Annotated in this window: 15 protein-coding genes; 14 read left to right on the top strand and 1 reads right to left on the bottom strand. The window is 59.4% G+C overall.

Features of this window, described 5'->3' with window-relative positions:
* Positions 1 to 9: 9 nt before the first annotated feature.
* The 7 genes from amt (at position 10) to AC5P9I_RS18355 (ending at position 5,418) form a co-directional block, all read left to right on the top strand.
* The gene (gene amt, locus AC5P9I_RS18385) at positions 10 to 1,440 is read left to right on the top strand and encodes an ammonium transporter (protein ID WP_049466284.1); all 1,431 of its coding nucleotides are present in this window, start codon (positions 10 to 12) and stop codon (positions 1,438 to 1,440) included.
* 80 nt (positions 1,441 to 1,520) lie between these two features.
* Entirely contained in the window at positions 1,521 to 2,111 is a 591-nt protein-coding gene (locus AC5P9I_RS18380) for a hypothetical protein (RefSeq protein WP_214609810.1), read from the top strand.
* Positions 2,112 to 2,249: 138 nt separating this feature from the next.
* Positions 2,250 to 2,408, top strand: a complete 159-nt coding sequence (locus AC5P9I_RS18375) for a hypothetical protein (protein ID WP_160314610.1) — start codon at positions 2,250 to 2,252, stop codon at positions 2,406 to 2,408.
* Between the two features lie 51 nt (positions 2,409 to 2,459).
* Entirely contained in the window at positions 2,460 to 2,948 is a 489-nt protein-coding gene (locus AC5P9I_RS18370; RefSeq protein WP_049466288.1) for a hypothetical protein, read from the top strand.
* A gap of 67 nt (positions 2,949 to 3,015) precedes the next feature.
* The gene (locus AC5P9I_RS18365; protein ID WP_049466290.1) at positions 3,016 to 3,762 is read left to right on the top strand and encodes an N-acetylmuramoyl-L-alanine amidase; all 747 of its coding nucleotides are present in this window, start codon (positions 3,016 to 3,018) and stop codon (positions 3,760 to 3,762) included.
* Positions 3,763 to 3,829: 67 nt separating this feature from the next.
* Complete coding sequence (gene mltA / locus AC5P9I_RS18360; RefSeq protein WP_130768350.1) at positions 3,830 to 4,996, top strand: murein transglycosylase A; 1,167 nt, start codon at positions 3,830 to 3,832, stop codon at positions 4,994 to 4,996.
* 107 nt (positions 4,997 to 5,103) lie between these two features.
* On the top strand, positions 5,104 to 5,418 hold the full coding sequence (locus AC5P9I_RS18355; protein WP_049466292.1) for a hypothetical protein: 315 nt from the start codon (positions 5,104 to 5,106) through the stop codon (positions 5,416 to 5,418).
* Here the strand turns inward: AC5P9I_RS18355 and AC5P9I_RS18350 are convergent.
* Positions 5,399 to 5,713: a HigA family addiction module antitoxin gene (locus tag AC5P9I_RS18350; RefSeq protein ID WP_407617854.1), complete on the bottom strand. Its 315-nt coding sequence runs from the start codon at positions 5,711 to 5,713 to the stop codon at positions 5,399 to 5,401. The two genes, AC5P9I_RS18355 and AC5P9I_RS18350, sit on opposite strands and share 20 nt — an antisense overlap.
* Before the next feature lie 41 nt (positions 5,714 to 5,754).
* Here AC5P9I_RS18350 and AC5P9I_RS18345 point away from each other — a divergent pair, with 41 nt between their 5' ends.
* The 7 genes from AC5P9I_RS18345 (at position 5,755) to AC5P9I_RS18315 (ending at position 16,824) form a co-directional block, all read left to right on the top strand.
* Complete coding sequence (locus AC5P9I_RS18345; RefSeq protein ID WP_130768351.1) at positions 5,755 to 5,979, top strand: hypothetical protein; 225 nt, start codon at positions 5,755 to 5,757, stop codon at positions 5,977 to 5,979.
* A gap of 1,571 nt (positions 5,980 to 7,550) precedes the next feature.
* Positions 7,551 to 8,756, top strand: coding sequence for an HlyD family secretion protein (locus tag AC5P9I_RS18340; protein ID WP_239669062.1), 1,206 nt, complete (start codon positions 7,551 to 7,553; stop codon positions 8,754 to 8,756).
* 13 nt (positions 8,757 to 8,769) lie between these two features.
* Entirely contained in the window at positions 8,770 to 10,920 is a 2,151-nt protein-coding gene (locus AC5P9I_RS18335; RefSeq protein ID WP_088476003.1) for a peptidase domain-containing ABC transporter, read from the top strand.
* Positions 10,913 to 12,541, top strand: coding sequence for a gluzincin family metallopeptidase (locus AC5P9I_RS18330; protein ID WP_130768352.1), 1,629 nt, complete (start codon positions 10,913 to 10,915; stop codon positions 12,539 to 12,541). The genes AC5P9I_RS18335 and AC5P9I_RS18330 overlap by 8 nt, the downstream gene beginning before the upstream one ends.
* Positions 12,538 to 13,773 carry a radical SAM protein gene (locus tag AC5P9I_RS18325; protein WP_049466298.1) on the top strand — a complete coding sequence of 412 codons (1,236 nt, stop codon included), beginning with the start codon at positions 12,538 to 12,540 and terminating at the stop codon, positions 13,771 to 13,773. Before AC5P9I_RS18330 ends, AC5P9I_RS18325 begins: the two co-directional genes overlap by 4 nt.
* Positions 13,774 to 14,285: 512 nt before the next feature.
* Entirely contained in the window at positions 14,286 to 15,320 is a 1,035-nt protein-coding gene (locus AC5P9I_RS18320) for an aldo/keto reductase (RefSeq protein WP_080355537.1), read from the top strand.
* A gap of 142 nt (positions 15,321 to 15,462) precedes the next feature.
* On the top strand, positions 15,463 to 16,824 hold the full coding sequence (locus AC5P9I_RS18315) for a GlcNAc-transferase family protein (RefSeq protein WP_187756880.1): 1,362 nt from the start codon (positions 15,463 to 15,465) through the stop codon (positions 16,822 to 16,824).
* Positions 16,825 to 16,835: the final 11 nt, after the last annotated feature.

Raw genomic sequence — 16,835 nt, 5'->3', positions numbered from 1 at the left:
ACTCCCCCCATGAAGATGCGCCTTCTCACCGGGTGGCAAGCCCGGTTCCACCTGGTGTGCCTGCTGATGCTGCTCAGCGCGCTGGCCGCCGGCGCTTGGCCTAGCAGCGCCCACGCCCAGGCCCAGGTCTCGCCGTTGCCCAGCGAAAGCGTGGCGGTCGAGCCGCTGCACGACGCGGCCGCCACCGCCGCTGCGCCGGCCGTGGCCGAAGCCGCCGCCGCCTATGATCGTGGCGACGTCGCCTGGATGCTCACCTCCACCCTGCTGGTGCTGTTGATGGTCGTGCCGGGCCTGGCCCTGTTCTATGGCGGCCTGGTGCGTTCGAAGAACGTGCTGTCAGTGCTCAGCCAGATCCTGGTGGTGTTCTCGCTGGTGCTGCTGCTGTGGGTGGCCTATGGCTACAGCGCGGTGTTCAGCGCCGGCAATCCGTTCTTCGGTTCGTTCACCGAATTCGCCTTCCTCAAGGGCTTCACCCCGGAGTCCGTGGGCAACACGCCGATCAAGGGCCTGCCGGATTACCTGTTCGTCGCCTTCCAGTCGACCTTCGCCGGCATCACCACCGCGCTGATCGTCGGCGCATTCGCCGAGCGCATCAAGTTCCGCGCGGTGCTGCTGTTTTCGGCGCTGTGGTTCACCCTCAGCTACATCCCGATGGCACACATCGTCTGGGGCGGCGGCTACCTGGGTGAACTGGGCGCGATCGACTTCGCCGGTGGCACCGTGGTGCACATCAATGCGGGCGTGGCCGGCCTGGTCGGCGCGTGGTTCGTCGGCAAGCGCCTGGGCTACGGCCAGACCGCGCTGAAGCCGCACAACGTACCGTTTACCTATATCGGCGCCATGCTGCTGTGGGTGGGCTGGTTCGGCTTCAATGCCGGTTCCGCCGCCGCCGCCGATACGGTGGCCTCGCTGGCCTTCCTCAACACCGTGCTGGCCACCGCTGCTGCCGTGCTTGGCTGGACCCTGGTGGAGGCGATCGGCAAGGGCAAGCCGTCGGCGCTGGGTGCGGCATCGGGTGCGGTGGCCGGGCTGGTCGGCATCACCCCGGCCTGTGGCACCGTCGGGCCGCTTGGCGCGATCGTGATCGGCTTCGTCGCCGGCGTGGTCTGCGTGTGGGGCGTGACCGGTCTCAAGCGCCTGCTGAAGGTGGACGACACTGCCGACGTGTTCGGTGTGCATGGTGTCGGCGGCATCGTCGGCGCGATCCTCACCGGCGTGTTCAGTGCACAGTCGCTGGGCGGTACCAAGGCCGATCTGGATATCGCCCACCAGGTGTGGGTGCAGGTGGTCAGCGTCGGCCTGACCGTACTGTGGTCGGCGGTGGTGACCGCGGTCATCCTGCTGGTGGTCAAGGTCGTGGTCGGCCTGCGCGTGACCGAAGAGGCCGAACGCACCGGCCTGGATGTGACTTCGCACGGCGAATCGGCGTACGAGGCCTGAAGTAGCGGCGGAGCTACTGCATTGATGTTGTGGGTGCCGACCGTTGGTCGGCACTTCTACTGTCCTGGTGGGTGCCAAGCTTGCTTGGCACTGTCGGCGACTCAGCCACGCATGGCGTGGCTCTACCGTTCCTGCTTCAATGGTTGTCTGCAGGTGTGCGTGTACGCGCCACCAACGACTTCGATGGATTACAGAACGGAGTAGGCGTGATTCAGGCGACTTCCGCAGCAGTGATGGAAGACATCGAATGGTATGTCTACCTGCTGACCCTGGACGATTACAGTCCGCATGCGCTGGTGCGTAGTGTGGCGGGCGCAGCAGATCGAGAACACTGGAGCTTCGCGGTGGAGCTCACCTATCGCTGCCTTTCCTCCGGTCTGTGGCGACTCTCCTACGGCCTGCCTGCGGAGCTGGGGCTTTCCGGCATCGATGCCTTCTGCCACAAGCTCTCGGTTGTCCGTCCGGATCAGCTTTCCGACGAGGGGCAGGTGCTGTGGCTGGATACCTACATGGAAGCGACGGAGCTGTGCCTGGATCTGGTCTCGCGTTACCTGCGCTCGCAGTCGAGTGTTGAGACGACATTTCATCCAGGATTCCAGGATGAGATCGAACGGCTGTTCTCCGATGCCGGAGTGCCTTGGGGCCGTGGGCCGTTGTTCCCCATCGGCTGAAGCGCCTTTTGCGGAACGGCTGCTCGTAGAAGATGCCTTTTTCCTTCAAGCTATGCTCTGGATCAGGACGACCTGTCCCGTTGTCGGGGCGGGTGTCGTCCCAGATTCCGAACGGCGACCAGTGCGCAAGGGGCAGGCGTGAACTATTTCACACTCCGTCCATGCATCGGCATTGGCAGCAAATGGGTGCTGGATCATGTGGACAACTTCGGTGCTGCACTGATCGTCAGTGAGGAAGTGAAGTCACGCCTTGAGCGGGCAGGCGTGACTGACGTGATCTTTGATCAGGTCGGGTAGACCGGAAGTGGGACAGGGGTTTCCGTTGCGGCACCAGGGAATGGGTTTCGAATGACTATCCGTGCAGTTCTTTTCCCCTACTGGACCGGCGATTGCCACGTTCCTTCCGGAGAAGAGAAGATCGGTGACGCGCCGGTCGTCCACCATGGGCAGGGACGGGGTGTCGGTGAAATCGCAGCATGGCTGGATGGAGACTTCGGCCATCTCGGCTGCGGCAGCGAACTGCGGACCCGCAGTGCCTTTGTTGCGCCCACAAAGGGTGACGAGGGCAGCGCATGCGTCCACTATGGAGAGGGGCATGTCGTCCTGCGGGCAGCCGATTTCCTCCTGGTGTATTCGCGATGGAACTCCCAAGATGTTGTCTTGCTGACGCGACCCCAGATATTGGCTGTGCTTGAGGGCTATGCAGTGTTTCGAAGCATGAATCCGCAGAAGAAGCATCGTCCGCCCATGCCGTTCGCCATCGAGTACGAGGCAGAGGGGGAGGACGCCGTCCAAAGGTTCACTCAGGCCGGCGGCTGCTTCGACCCCGAACACTGAAGTCGGGACGTGCTGGTCCGGGATATCGCGACCGCGACTCTTCATCGCCTGTGGTTAGAATCACACCATGAGTGTCCCCCGCCTGCTGCTGTCCGCCCTCTCAGTGCTGGCCCTTTCGGCCTGCACCGCCACCGCGCCGGTTCAGCACAACCCGCTCGCCACCTGGGTGCCATCACCCAACCAGAACGCGCGCACGCCGGTCATCATCGTCATCCACCACACCGAGCAGAAGTCGGCGCAGCAGAGCCTGCATACGTTGCGCACGGCCAACAGCGGTGGACCGGTCAGTGCGCACTACCTGATCGGCGCCGATGGCCATCGTTACCAGCTGGTCGCTGATGAGCGCCGCGCCTGGCACGCCGGCGCCGGGCGCTGGGGCACCATCACCGATCTCAACTCGGCTTCGATCGGTATCGAGCTCGACAACGATGGCCGCAGCCCGTTCAGTGCAGCGCAGATCGAATCGCTGATCGTGCTGCTGCGCGATCTCACCACGCGTCTGAACATTCCGCCGCGCCAGGTGATCGGCCATGCCGATCTGGCGCCGACGCGTAAGCAGGATCCGAGTCGCTTCTTCCCATGGCAGCAGTTGGCCGAGGCCGGCTTCGGCGTGTGGCCGCGCGCGGCCGACGGCGCGGCACCGGAAGGCTTCGACGCGTGGAATGCGCTGGCCCGCTTCGGTTATCCGCTCGACAACCGCGAAGCCACCGTCGCCGCCTTCCACCGCCGGTTCCGTGGCCGCGACGATCTGCCGAAGACGCTGGATGCCGAGGACACCCGCATCCTGCATTCGTTGCTGCTGCAGATGCCGTGACCCCGCGCATGAACGCTTGACCCCGCGCTGGGTTGCCGCACAGCGGCCGGCACTCCACCATGGCGGCATGATCGATTCCGCTACCTTCTTCAAGCGCAAGCACTGGACCCTGTTGGCAGCGGCGGTGCTCGCCGGTTGCGCAACCACCGCTCCCCGCACGGGTTCCGAAGCGCCCACGCCGCCCTCGCCGCCGGCGGCCACCTACGCCAAGGTCGACTGGAAAGCCCTGCCCGCAGTCTCCGACGCTGATCTGCAGGCCGGCTTCGTGGCTTGGCGCAGCAGCTGCGCCCGCCTGAAAAACGACGCTGTCTGGGCCAAACCCTGCGCCACCGCCGCAGCGGTGTCAGACAAGGACCCGGCCGCGATCCGCCAGTTCCTGCAGCGCGACCTCGATGCCTACGCGCTGCGTGCCGGTGGCCATCAGGCCGACGGGTTGATTACCGGCTACTACGAGCCGATCTACCCCGGCAGCCTGACCCGTACCGACAAGGCCACGGTACCGGTGTACGGCACGCCCGATGATCTGATCGTGGTGCAGCTGGACAGCCTCTACCCGGAACTGAAGGGCAAGCGCCTGCGCGGTCGCGTCGAAGGCAGGGTGCTCAAGCCCTATGACGACGCCGGCACCATCGCGGCCAAGGGCGCCAAGGCCCCGGTGCTGGCCTGGCTGACCGACCCGATGGACCTGCAGCTGCTGCAGATCCAAGGGTCCGGCCGCGTGCGCCTGGCCGATGGCAAGCAGGTGCGGCTGGCCTACGCGGAACAGAACGGCCATCCCTACCGCGCCATAGGTCGCTGGCTGGTGGACCAGGGCCAGCTGAAGAAGGAAGACGTCACCATGGACGCGATCCGCGCCTGGGCACGGGCCAACCCCGCGCGCGTGCCGGAACTGCTGCGCAGCAACCCCAGCTACGTGTTCTTCGTGCGCAACCCGGACAGCCCGGAGGGGCCACGGGGTTCACTGAACGTGCCGCTCACCGCCGGCTACAGCGTGGCGGTGGATCGCACCGTGGTGCCGCTGGGCAGCCTGCTGTGGCTGTCCACCACGCGCCCGGACGGCACCCCGGTGGTGCGCCCGGTGGCTGCGCAGGACACCGGCGGCGCCATCGCCGGCGAAGTGCGCGCCGACCTGTACTGGGGCAGCGGCGATGCCGCCGGCAAGCTGGCTGGCGACATGAAGCAGAAGGGCAACATCTGGATGCTGTGGCCGAAGGGCGTGCCCCTGCCGAACTGAACCGGCAAGGGTCGGATCCCTTCCAAAGGAAAGGGCTCTGACCCCGGATGCCTGATAATGGCGCCATTCCGTACTTTCCGGCCGCGCCTGCGGCCAGGGCTCCTGCAATGACCTACGCAAAGCACAACGCAAAATCCGGCGCGAGATCCGCCGCAAAGAAGTACTACAAGCACTGGGCCGAATCGGGCCTGGGCAAGGGCAACGTGCTGATGGAAGCGCGCGGCGAGAAGATCGTGCGGCAGGTGGAAATCTACGGCACCAAGATGGTCTGGGCCGACGAGCACGCCCACAGCGACGACCGCTTCCTGCTGGCCGACCAGCCAGTGTCGTTCCTGGATTTCGACGAGGACGACGAAATCTCCGCGCGTGAATTCGAAGCCGCCTGGAAGAAGGCACGGGAAGCTACCGGTTACCCGGTGTAGCGCTGCCCGCCCGGGCTCGGGTCCCTTTCCGCAGGGAAAGGGCTCCGCCCCCGGGCCAAGGCTGGTCGGCCAGCTTTTCCTTGGTCATCGCGGCATCGAAGTCGGCCTGCAGGCCAATCCAGAACTTGTCGGAAACGCCGAAGTAGCGGGACAGGCGCAGCCCAGTGTCCGCAGTGACTGTGTGATCACCGGAAACAATCTCGCCGATACGGCGTTGTGAGACGCCATTTGCCTTGGCCAGCCGGTATTGGGTGATGCCCAGAGGCTCCAGGAATTCATGCAACGGCCACTGCATACCTGGTGGGCACCTCCAGTGTAGCTGCCGATGCGCTGTTGATGAACAAGGCGTTCGACAAGGGCGCCGATCTGCTGGACAACCGGAATATCTACCAGCGGGTCGACAAGGCCGGGGTGGGATGGAAATTCGGCGGGCGCAATTGGGAGCGTCAGGAAACAATGACCGCACGCCCGAGGGCGTGGACGATCCCGCTCGAAATGCTGTGGGGCCAGCTGCGAGAGGGACCGCGAACTGGGCGCCAATGCCAGCCGTGTGGCCGTTGAACAGGCCCTGGGCAAGGCGTCAGCACCGCTGGATCCGTTTAACCTTCCGGCCTGCGCCAGCGATCAGCATGCGCTGGGCAGCCCCAGCTGGCGGCGCGACCCTCAGAGTGAGCAGTGGCAGCGCCAGGTAAAAGCCGGGCTGGCCGGCGTCAATGAGCGGGGCGTCTACGCCACGGAGGTGGCCACTCCGGAGCGTTCCCGCGGACTGAACCAATAGGCGCTCGCCCGGATCGAGGGCAACATTGCCCAGGGACAGGAATCCATTGCTGCTTCCTATCTGGAGAGTTACGCCACCTTACGCTGGCAAGACTATGTCCCAGCAGTGCCAAGCGCGGTAGAGATGGCCCGGGCCAGATCGGATAGCGTGCGCGGCTCGGACAATCAGCTCTACCAGCGCGATGAGGTTGGCTGGTGGTCGCATGCAGGCCACCTCGCCCGAGACAACCAGGCCTTGGAGTTGGAGGCGACGCGGCAGATTCGCCAGCCCTCCCTGGAACGTGCTGAGCAGACCTTGGCGGACATTCAGGCGCGGCCGGCGCCAACGATCAGGTAGTCTGAGCCAAACGAGCTGCTGCATCGCTACCAGACGGGGGGTACTCGGCTGAACCCGGAGTGGCAAGACGCCATCGCGTTGGCCACCTCCCGTACCCGGCGGGCCTATGGCACCACCGGCGCGACCCTCCAGGCAAGATTTTCGGCTATTGAAACCTCCCGAATAAGCGTCCGAATCTAATCGTGTAGGTGCGGACGCTTACCTTCCCGACAGGGTTTGCCGTGCATCTGTTGGCCGCCCCGCCGGGACGTTCCGGTCTGCGATGCGTCTGCGTCGGAAAACAGATATTTGACGATAAGCTGCGCCAGTGTCGGCGTTGCGATGGTTGACGGAAGAACCGGCGGTTCAAGCTTGCAACCCCAATAAGCCGCCCGCGTACATTGATCAGACCTTCCGAAGAGCACCTTTTCAAACAGTTTGCGGTGCATTGCCGGGCTTCTTGGCTACACGGGAAGCCGGCAGGACAACATCCACTCAAAACTCAAAGTGTCGGAAAAAGCTTGCGCACGATCGGGCTGGCAAGCGCCTACGTAGAAACCGGGTTGAAGGTGGCCAGTCACAACCTGACGCGAATGGCACGGCTGCAACACAGGCATATTGTGTCTGAATGAAGGGGATTCGGTGCCAAGAAGACTCCGGTGGGCGGCGAATAATGACCTGAGCGACCTGCTGAGCCGAAGATCGCGGGGCGGCCGTGCCGTCATGAGTGCATTGCGCCGCAAATCATCGGTTGTTTGAGGTTCTCTGAAGGTGTGGTATGTGCAGCCGGCACATAATCCGTCGAAATGCTTGACGTTTAGGATCGTCAGTACCATGATCCGGAGCAGGGGCATCGATTATGTACAGATGGTCTGTGCCAGCCGACCACGCCGCTGAGTTGTGTGTGCATGCGAGGTAGGCTTCTTGTTAGAGGTCATGATTCACTGTAGCTCAACAGGGAATGTTAGTGTCCGAACAAGGTTTGTTCCGCCAAGAGACGAGGCAATCTAGAAATCGAGCGTGGCTTGGTGAAATCGTGATGATTTCGCCTCCATCGCGTTGGCTCTGGGGGGCTTTCGCTGGCTTGATTGCGCTGTGCTTCGTCCTGTTCCTCCTGTTTGGTCAATATACGCGGCGCGAGCGGGTCGTCGGTCAGGTCGTGCCCAGTTCAGGGCTTCTTAACGTCGCCGCCGTCAGTACTGGCGCGGTGGCGCGGCTATACGTACGTGACGGCCAGGTCGTTCGCCGCGGCGATCCGTTGCTGGAGGTTTCAAGCGAGCGAAACAGCACGGATCTTGGCGATGTCCATGCCCTGATTGGGAAAAAGCTGGCGGACAAACGTGGTCGTCTTGAGGCTGATTTCCGCACGCAGCAGGTCGCAGCGCGGCAACAGACGCAAGCCCTCCAGGAGAAGATAGAACTACTGTATGGACAGTTACAGCAGGCCGAATTGCAGATCGTGATCCAGCGGCAGCAGGTCGAAAGCGCGCAAAATCTGCTTGATCGCATTCAGCCCCTCGAAAAGGATCGCTACATCTCAATTTTCGAGATCGAACGGCAGCAATCGGCCGTGCGTGACGCACACTTGCAGTACAACGGCTTGGTTCGGCTGCGTCTGGATTTGCGTCAGCAGTTAGCCGATGCCAAGGAGCAGTTGTCCAAGTTGCCCTTGGATGCAGCCGTCCAGCACAACCAGATCGCTCGCGAGATCTCTGATGTTGCGGAATCACTGGCACAAAACGAAATGGAGCGTGCAGTTCTATTTCGAGCTCAGGCCGATGGTGTGGTGTCGACTGTACTTATCAAGACTGGTCAAATGGTCAGTGCCGGCCAGCCAATGCTGTCGCTACTGCCCGCTGACGCTACCTTGCAGGCGCAAATCCTGGTTCCTGGCCGCGCGATTGGCTTCATCTCGCCCGGTACCCCAGTGATGCTGCGCTACGCCGCATTCCCTTATCAGAAATTCGGTCAGCAGCGCGGCAGGGTCATGGAGATCTCGCGAAGCGCGCTATCCCCTGCTGAAGTGACCACGTTGACAGGTCAGGTGCCGCCGGAGAACGAAGGGCCTCTTTATCGCGTGCAGGTGGCACTGGACCGTCAGTATGTTCTGGTGTTCGGTAAACAGGAGCCCATTAAACCGGGCGCTGCTTTCGAAGCAGACGTGCTGATCGAAAGGCGCAGACTCGTCGAATGGCTGTTCGAGCCCTTGTATGGCATCAGAGAACGACTGAAGGAAGCGGGCTGAGATGGCTGATGGAATGACCACTCACGAGAAAGTGCTGATGCCCCTCAAGCGCCGGGACCTCTCGCGCGGACTGCGTTTCAGCTGGAAGCGGACGCTGCCGATGATCCTGCAGGCGGAAGCAGCAGAATGCGGCTTAGCGTGTGTTGCAATGGTTGCGTCATATCACGGCCATGATATCGACACGATGACGCTGCGTGCGCATTTCCCCCTGTCGCTCAAGGGCGCCTCTCTGACGCGAATCATGGCTATCGCCGCGAAGCTCGGATTCGAGGGGCGACCGCTCCGGCTGGACTTGCCGCAGCTTGGCAAGCTCAGGCGACCCTGCCTCCTACACTGGGATATGAACCACTTCGTCGTGCTGAGTAAGGTCGACGCGCGAGGGGTTGTCATTCACGATCCTGCCCGCGGCATCTGTAGGCTCAGCCTTGAGGAGGCCTCAGAGCACTTCACCGGGGTAGCGCTCGAACTTACTCCCACGACTGAATTCCGGCCAGTTAAGGCACGACAGCCCATTTCGCTGCGCGCCCTGGCTGGTTCCGTGCGCGGAGTAGTCCCAACTGCGGTGCAGGTTTTCATCCTGGCCCTGGCCTTGGAGGTTTTTACCCTAGCCGGCCCATTCTATTTGCAGTGGACAATGGACCAGGTTCTGGTCTCTGCCGATCGCGACCTGCTGACTCTGCTGAGCGTAGGGTTTGCTGCCGTCGTCCTGATGCAAACCGCAATCACCGCCATGCGTTCTTGGTTGATCGTCTGGATGGGCGCGACCACAATGATGCAGTGGGCCAGCAACATAGCTGGGCATCTGTTAAGACTGCCATTGAACTGGTTCGAGAAGCGTCATGTGGGAGATGTCGTTTCACGCCTGGGTTCGATCCAGGTAATTCAAAACACTTTCACCACGAAGTTCATTGCCTCATTGCTCGATGGCTTGATGTCGCTGGTGATCTTCGTCGTCATGTGCTTCTACAGTGTTCATCTGGCTGCCTTCGTAGTCGCCTTGTTTGGCATGTATGCAGCCTTGCGTTGGGCCTTCTTCATGCCACTTTGGCGCGCCAACGAGGACCAAATCGTGCATGTCGCGCGCCAGCAGAGCGAACTGCTCGAATCGATCCGCGGCATCTTGCCGATCAAGCTGGCCAATCAACAAGACAGCCGGCGAGCGCGCTATGCGAATGCCATGGTGCAGGTTATCAATCGCGATGTAAGAATCCAGCAACTGAACATTTCCTTTGGGGCGACCAACCAGCTCCTCTTCGGTGTGGGCCGTGTGGCGTTGCTCTGGGTAGCCGCCGTCTTGGTTCTAAAGGAGAGCTTCTCGGTGGGTATGATGATTGCTTTCACCGCTTTCGCGGATCAGTTCATCGCTCGCACGACCGCGCTGACCGATAAGTGGGTGGATTTCAGGATGCTGAAACTGCATGCGGAACGTCTGGCGGACATCACCTTGAGTCGGCCGGAAGAGGACGGTGACGACGATGAAGCTTGGGAGAGCGATTTGCCGAATGCGAGCATCGAGCTTCGAGATGTCAGCTTTCGCTACGGAGAGGACGAGCCATGGATACTCAAGAACTGCAATCTGCGCGTCGAGTCGGGCCGGTCCATCGCCATCACTGGCGGTTCGGGTTGCGGTAAGACGACGTTAGCCAAAGTTATTCTAGGCTTGCTGGAGCCTACCGAAGGCGAGGTGCTATTCGGCGGGGTCCCGATCAGAAAACTAGGTGTTCACCGCTACCGAAGCCTGATCAGCGCAGTCATGCAGGACGATCAATTGTTCAGTGGAACGATCGCGCACAACATTAGCTTCGGTGCTCCCATAGAGGGAGTGGAGCGTGTCGTTGAAGCAGCCCGCCTTGCGGCCGTTCACGACGATATCGCTGCGATGCCGATGGGATACAACAGTTTGGTCGGTGACATGGGTTCGAGCTTGTCCGGTGGGCAGAAGCAACGAGTGATTCTGGCGAGGGCGCTGTTCCGGCAACCCAGGCTTCTGGTCCTGGATGAAGCTACCAGCCACCTCGATGTCGAACGTGAAAAATTGGTCAATGGCGCCATCAGCCAGCTCTGTGTAACACGCATCGTGATTGCTCACCGACTCGAGACCGTGATGAGTGCCGGAGCCAGATTCGATATGTCCATGCCTGAGGGGAGCGCATGTCGTGCTTAATGTCGGCAAAGTAGCGTTGAAGGTCGTCGAGTGCTTGGATTCTCCGAACGCAATCAGGCAGGTATTCTGCATTGCGCTACTGGCGCGAATCCTGCTTCCCGGACAGTCGCAGGCAGCCGAGGTTGCTCCGTGCTTGAAGGCGAGTTTGGAAGTCGACGCTGCGATGACAACGGCGAAGTTGCGCGTCGCAGCCGAGCGCCCTCCAGAATTCGGCTCGCCGGATTGGAAGCTCAGCGGCGTTCAGCAGCCCGGATTCTTCGACTACACGCTAGATATCCGTCGCAGCGTGTTGCCAGAAGGTCGCGAGTATCCATTGGTCGTCCGGATGGACCCAGACCGCGCGGCCATCAACTTGCGGCAGCTGTCAGGGCCAGCAACGAAGAATGCGGACAGGATCTGCGAAACAGTTGCTCTTACGGTGGCAGGAGGGGAGCGAAACGAACTGCAGTCCACGACTTTCGGAGGTTACGCATTCTTCAAGAATGGCTTGCCCACGCAGGTGTCTTCTATCACTTCCGACGATCGCATACCGCGCCACTTCGTGGATAGCTACACAGATTGGTTCCACCGCTCGCGGAAATTTTATCGGTCCGCGCTTGGCAGGGAGACGCGCGAGGTCAATAGTGTTCTTTTTCTCGTAGACCAAGACGAGGAGGGCCAACAGAGCGGATGTCGGTACGCCGGTAGCGCGCTACCGGGTCTACTTCTGATTGGGCTGCGGCCCGGATGTCTGACGGGCAGGCAAGAGCCGCCCGGCGACCTTCGTCATTTCGTCGCGCACGAAACATTCCATCAGTGGAATTACACGATCTCAGGTGTCGAACGCGATCCCACCGCGCAGGCGTTTCGGCTGATGCTGCTCGAAGGCGGCGCGGAGCTGGCCGCAGTGCTGTTCAATGCGCAGACGAAAGCCGCCGGTGACGATGTCACGGAACGCTATCTTGGAGCCGCGGCTAAAGGTTGTGTCGATGCGGCCCTGGGCCGGCAGCAGTCGATTGTCGAGCTTGTCAACAGCAACAACGAATACGCGTACTCGTGCGGCGCAGTCTATGCGTTCCTGAGCATGGCGCCTGACGGGCGCAAGCCTTTGGATGCCTTAGCGCGATTCTGGAAACCTGTGCTAGTCGCGCCCGATAAGCCGATTCGGAGCCGCGTCCCATTTGTCGATGCGGCCTTCACCGCGAGGATTTCGTCACTGCCGACGGCGAACGAGCTTTTCTCCGCAACCGGGTATCAATTGGTCGCCGCCAAAGAGCTGACCAAGGGGGAACGATTCCAGGTTGCCGTCGAACTGCTTCGTGAGATATCCCGCAATGACTGCCAAGGCAGCTACGGTCTTTTTACGGGGGCTGACGAGATCGTCATCGATCCGAATTTGACGCAATGCCAACACCTGCGTGCCGGTGGCAAGCCTTTAAACGTCGGCGGCTTCGACATTTATATCGCTCCACTACAGGCGCGCGCGGCATGGCTTAGCGCTTGCGACGCTGGCGGCACCGTGCCGGTCGCCTACAAAGACTCCGATCTCGAAGCGACGTCTGTCGCCTGCGCGTCCAAACCCAAGAACATGTTCACGCCTCTTCGCTTACTCCGCGTCCCGCAGCGAGAAACGCTCCCATGATCAACGGCCTCAATACTCCGCTAGTCACGACTATCCAGAAGCTGCAGGAACTGCAGGTCATCATAAAGATCGCCGAACGCTGCAATTTGGCATGCAGTTATTGCTATTACTTCTTTATGGGGGATGAGTCGTACAAAGATCGCGATCCCATTATGAAGCAGGACAAGTTCGGCGAGATCGCCGAGTACCTGCGTGAGGGTGTGATCGACTTGGGCATAAGAAACGTCAACGTCGTATTCCACGGCGGCGAACCGACGCTGATGCGCCCGCGCGATTTCCGCCTGCTGGCGGAAAATCTGCGCGAGGCGCTGGCGCCGAATTGTCGATTAAGTTTCGGAATACAGACCAACGGCTACCACCTGAATCGGGAATGGGAGGAGATATTTTCGGATTTCAATATTTCCGTCGGAATCAGTCTCGATGGGCCGGCGGAGTACAACGATCGCTTTCGCGTTACCCATAAGGGTAAAGGGTCGCATGCGAAGATAGTGCAGACGATCGAGCGTCTGCACGAGCTGGAGCGCGAAGAGAAGATTAACAATATCGGAGTATTAAGCGTGCTTGGACGCGATTTGCCTGTCCAGAAAACCTTTGATCACTTCGTAAGCGATCTGCAATTCAGCTATATCGGCTTCTTGCTGCCGGATCGAAGTCACGATGAGCCGTTCGTCGAAGGTGATTCGGCGGAAGCCTACGGTGATCAACTAATAGAGCTTTTCCAGGAATGGCTCCGCCATCAACACGTTTCTGTACGAGAAGTCACGAAGGTGCTGCGCTATTTCCAGAGCTTTGCGGAATCAAACGCGCGGGCTGCCGATGTATTCGACAAGGGCACGCACGTCGTCGTCATACAGAGTACCGGTGAAGTTAATTGTGACGACTCGCTGATCCCCGCGCTCGATTGGCGAAACTCACAAAGGCGGTACTCGGTCTTCAACTCCAGACTGCGCGATTTTGTCAACGATCCTGGCTTGGTCAGTCTCGACCTGGCGCGATCAAAGCTTCCAGAGGGCTGTAAGCAGTGCGAATGGGTGAAGATCTGCGGCGGTGGCGCGTTGGAGAATCGATTCAGCAAGGCGCGCCAGTTTGACAATTCGAGTGTCTATTGTGCCGGGTTGAAAAAGTATTTCTCACATATTTGCGATTGCCTGGTCAGCAACGGGTACCCGAGGGACGTTCTCGACGAGAAACTGAAGATCGAGGGCGCCTACCAACCCACGTTCGCCATCTGAGGATGTTCCGAACAAATCCAGATTGGTGCGGCGCGTGTTTCATATCCATGCCAGATGGCGGCCAGTACAACCAGCAATCAATGGGTTGCAGAGCCCGTGAGCAGCAGACACCCGATTCACAGCATATCACTCGAATTTTTCAGACACTCCCTAATGGTTTTGATGGGAGCAGGGAAAATCAGCCTCACCAAGCAGGCCATCCTTGGTGGACATATTCGTTTGATGGCCATCTACGACAAGGAAAATCCCTTATGGATTCGAAGGATAAGAAGTCACACGGAGAGGAATTGGTCGCACGACTGCTGACTCCTCAAGAAGCTGATTCGGTGGCGGGCGGCGAATTTACGACGTACGCGCAATCTGGAGGCGGATACTGCAAGTTCGACCAGAAAAGCGGCGGCTACGATCAGGTATGTCCAACGCGGCCTTCTAATTAATCACTCCGTCTTTATATAGCATTTGCAGCCGGGACGGCCGATCTTTGATCGTCCCGGCTTTAATTCGGAGGCGGCATGCAGTTTCGTAATCTTGGTAATACCGGGCTTCAAGTATCTGCGTTGGCGCTCGGAACCTGGTTGAATGTTGGGCAGAGGCTGGACAGCGCCGAAAGTTTGAAATTGCTTTCGACGGCTTACGACAACGGCGTCAACCTCTTCGACACCGCGGAAAATTACGGCTGGGGAGAGGCTCAGATCAGTCTGGGCTCCGCCATTCGCGCACTGGGCTGGCCGCGCGACACCTACATCATCTCCAGCAAGGCATTCTACGGAAGCAGGCGCGACGATCGGTTCCATCCGACACAGCGCGGTCTATCCAGGAAGCACTTGGTGGATTCGTGCAACGACGCGCTTGCGCGTCTGCGGCTCGATTATATCGATCTGTACTTGTGCCATGCCTACGACCCGCGGGTCGATATCAGCGAGATCGTATGGACAATGCATTCGTTGATAATGCAGGGAAAAATACTGCACTGGGGAACCTCGAAGTGGACCGCCGCGCAGATCCAGGAAGCGCGCGACATCGCGTTCCGAAACAACTTGATTGCGCCGGTTGTCGAGCAGCCGGAATACAACTTGGTCGCTACCGAGGTCGTCGAAAATGATCTGGCGGATCTGGTCGACAGTTGCGGCATCGGCCTTATTAGTTGGTCGCCGCTCAAACAAGGCATCTTGGCCGGGCGCTACGGGAGTGGCATTGCCGCTGGCTCGCGCTTCTCGTTTTCAGACATCAGGACTTTGAAAGATCAGGTGCCGGAGGCGCAGTTCGATTCTTGGCTGGATTTTGCTAGACGGATGGAGAAGTTTTCAACACAGCTAGGAGTGTCTACGGCGCAACTTGCGATCGCATGGTGCTTGAAGAATCGCTTGCTCAGCAGCGTGCTGCTTGGCTGCTCCAGTGCGAGCCAGTTAATGGAGTGCTTGCAGGCTGTTTCCATCAGCTCGCGCATGAGTTCTGAAATTTGGCTTCAATTGCATGAGCTTCGGCGAATAGAACATGGTGATGCTGAAGCGCCGATATCCTTGGAAGAACAACGGAATGTTGGATGAATCCGGCGTCGCAGCTGGCAGAGTACGGAGGATCTGCAGTTTATATTGCGGATAGGACAGAAATTTCAAGTGGAGCCTGGACTATGGCGGTTCGTGCCGGGCCGGCTGGTTTGTTCTGGCGAGTTTGAATTGAGGTGCGATCATGTCTCTTGAAAGCATATTTGTTCAAGTTCCAAGCTATCGGGACAAGGAGTTGATTCCTACGCTTTTGGACTTGATAAAAAACGCTGCGAATCCAGCCAATTTAAGGGTCGCCGTCTGCTGGCAGCATGGCGACGACGAAGTGGTCGACGATTTTATCGGTGCGGGATTCCACCTGTCACACAGTGTCCGGCACGATGTCGGCGTGGTGCATTGCTTCATAAAGGATCTTGCTTCGATCAAGGTGATTGATTTGAGTTACCTGTCTGCCAAGGGTTGTGGGTGGGCTAGATACTCAGCTCAACGACTTTACGGCGGGGAAAGGTACAGTCTGCAAATAGATGCGCATCACCGTTTTGTGCAGAGCTGGGACAGGGATATGATCGAAATGCTCGAGTCATTACGGGCTCGGTACGAAAAGCCGGTGCTAACCGGATATCCGCCGTCTTTCGATCCGGAGTTTTATCCGGCGCGGCGGCAGGATTTCCCTATAAAAATGATGTTTAGGCGTTTTTCACTGCGCGCATTGGTTTCATTCAAGGCATCCCGCATGACCGATTGGGATGAGCGCGTTATGCCCATGCGGGCGCGTTTTCTAAGCGGAGGCTTCATCTTCGCGGATGGAAGCATTGTTACTGAAGTGACGAATGACCCGGGGCATTTTTTCGCCACTGAGGAAATAATTATGTCCGTGAGGGCCTATACAAGTGGGTACGATTTCTTTCACCCGCATAAAGTGCTGCTTTGGCATTACTATAATGACAAGACAGTGAGGATATGGGATGACCATCGCCGGGAGAGGAGCGAAGGGCGAGAGGCTGGAATTGATTCGACTCTGCTCGCGAAAGAATCATATGAGCGGGCGATTTCTCTTCTTGAGGGCGGCGGGAGTACTGATAAAGACTTCGGTGATTTCGGGCTTGGTTCACTGCGGACTGTTAGGCAGTACGAAAGATATGCCGGCTTGAGCTTTGAACACAGAAGCGCTCGTTCCGAGGCAATCAAAGGGACCGAGCCCGATGAGACGCATTTTTATACGTCGGATGATGAATGGAGGCAGGGGCTTGTTTATACGAAGGTCTTGCATGTAATGTTGAATGGAGCCCGGCTGCGGCGCTTGACGGAAGAGTACGATGGTGTCGCCTTGATCGCTAACGGCGATTTTGATTCGGATGGCGCTAGATTGAAACTGCCTTCAGATAAGTTTAACGAAATTGTGTCGGGCGAGCAGGACTATTGCTTGGTCGAGCTAGATGTTAGTCCTTTTGCGAATTGGCGTGATTTCCACGTCGTTGCTACAAGCTCCGGCACGGGGAGTGAAGTGGTTGTTTCGGATGGTGTGTCGGAAGTTCATTATTTATAGAGCGCTCGTGC

It is taken from the genome of Stenotrophomonas sp. YJH_SMC_29 (genome assembly GCF_059371235.1).
The sequence above is the reverse complement of the archived record's forward strand: the minus strand, read 5'-3'. Positions and strand labels throughout refer to the sequence as shown.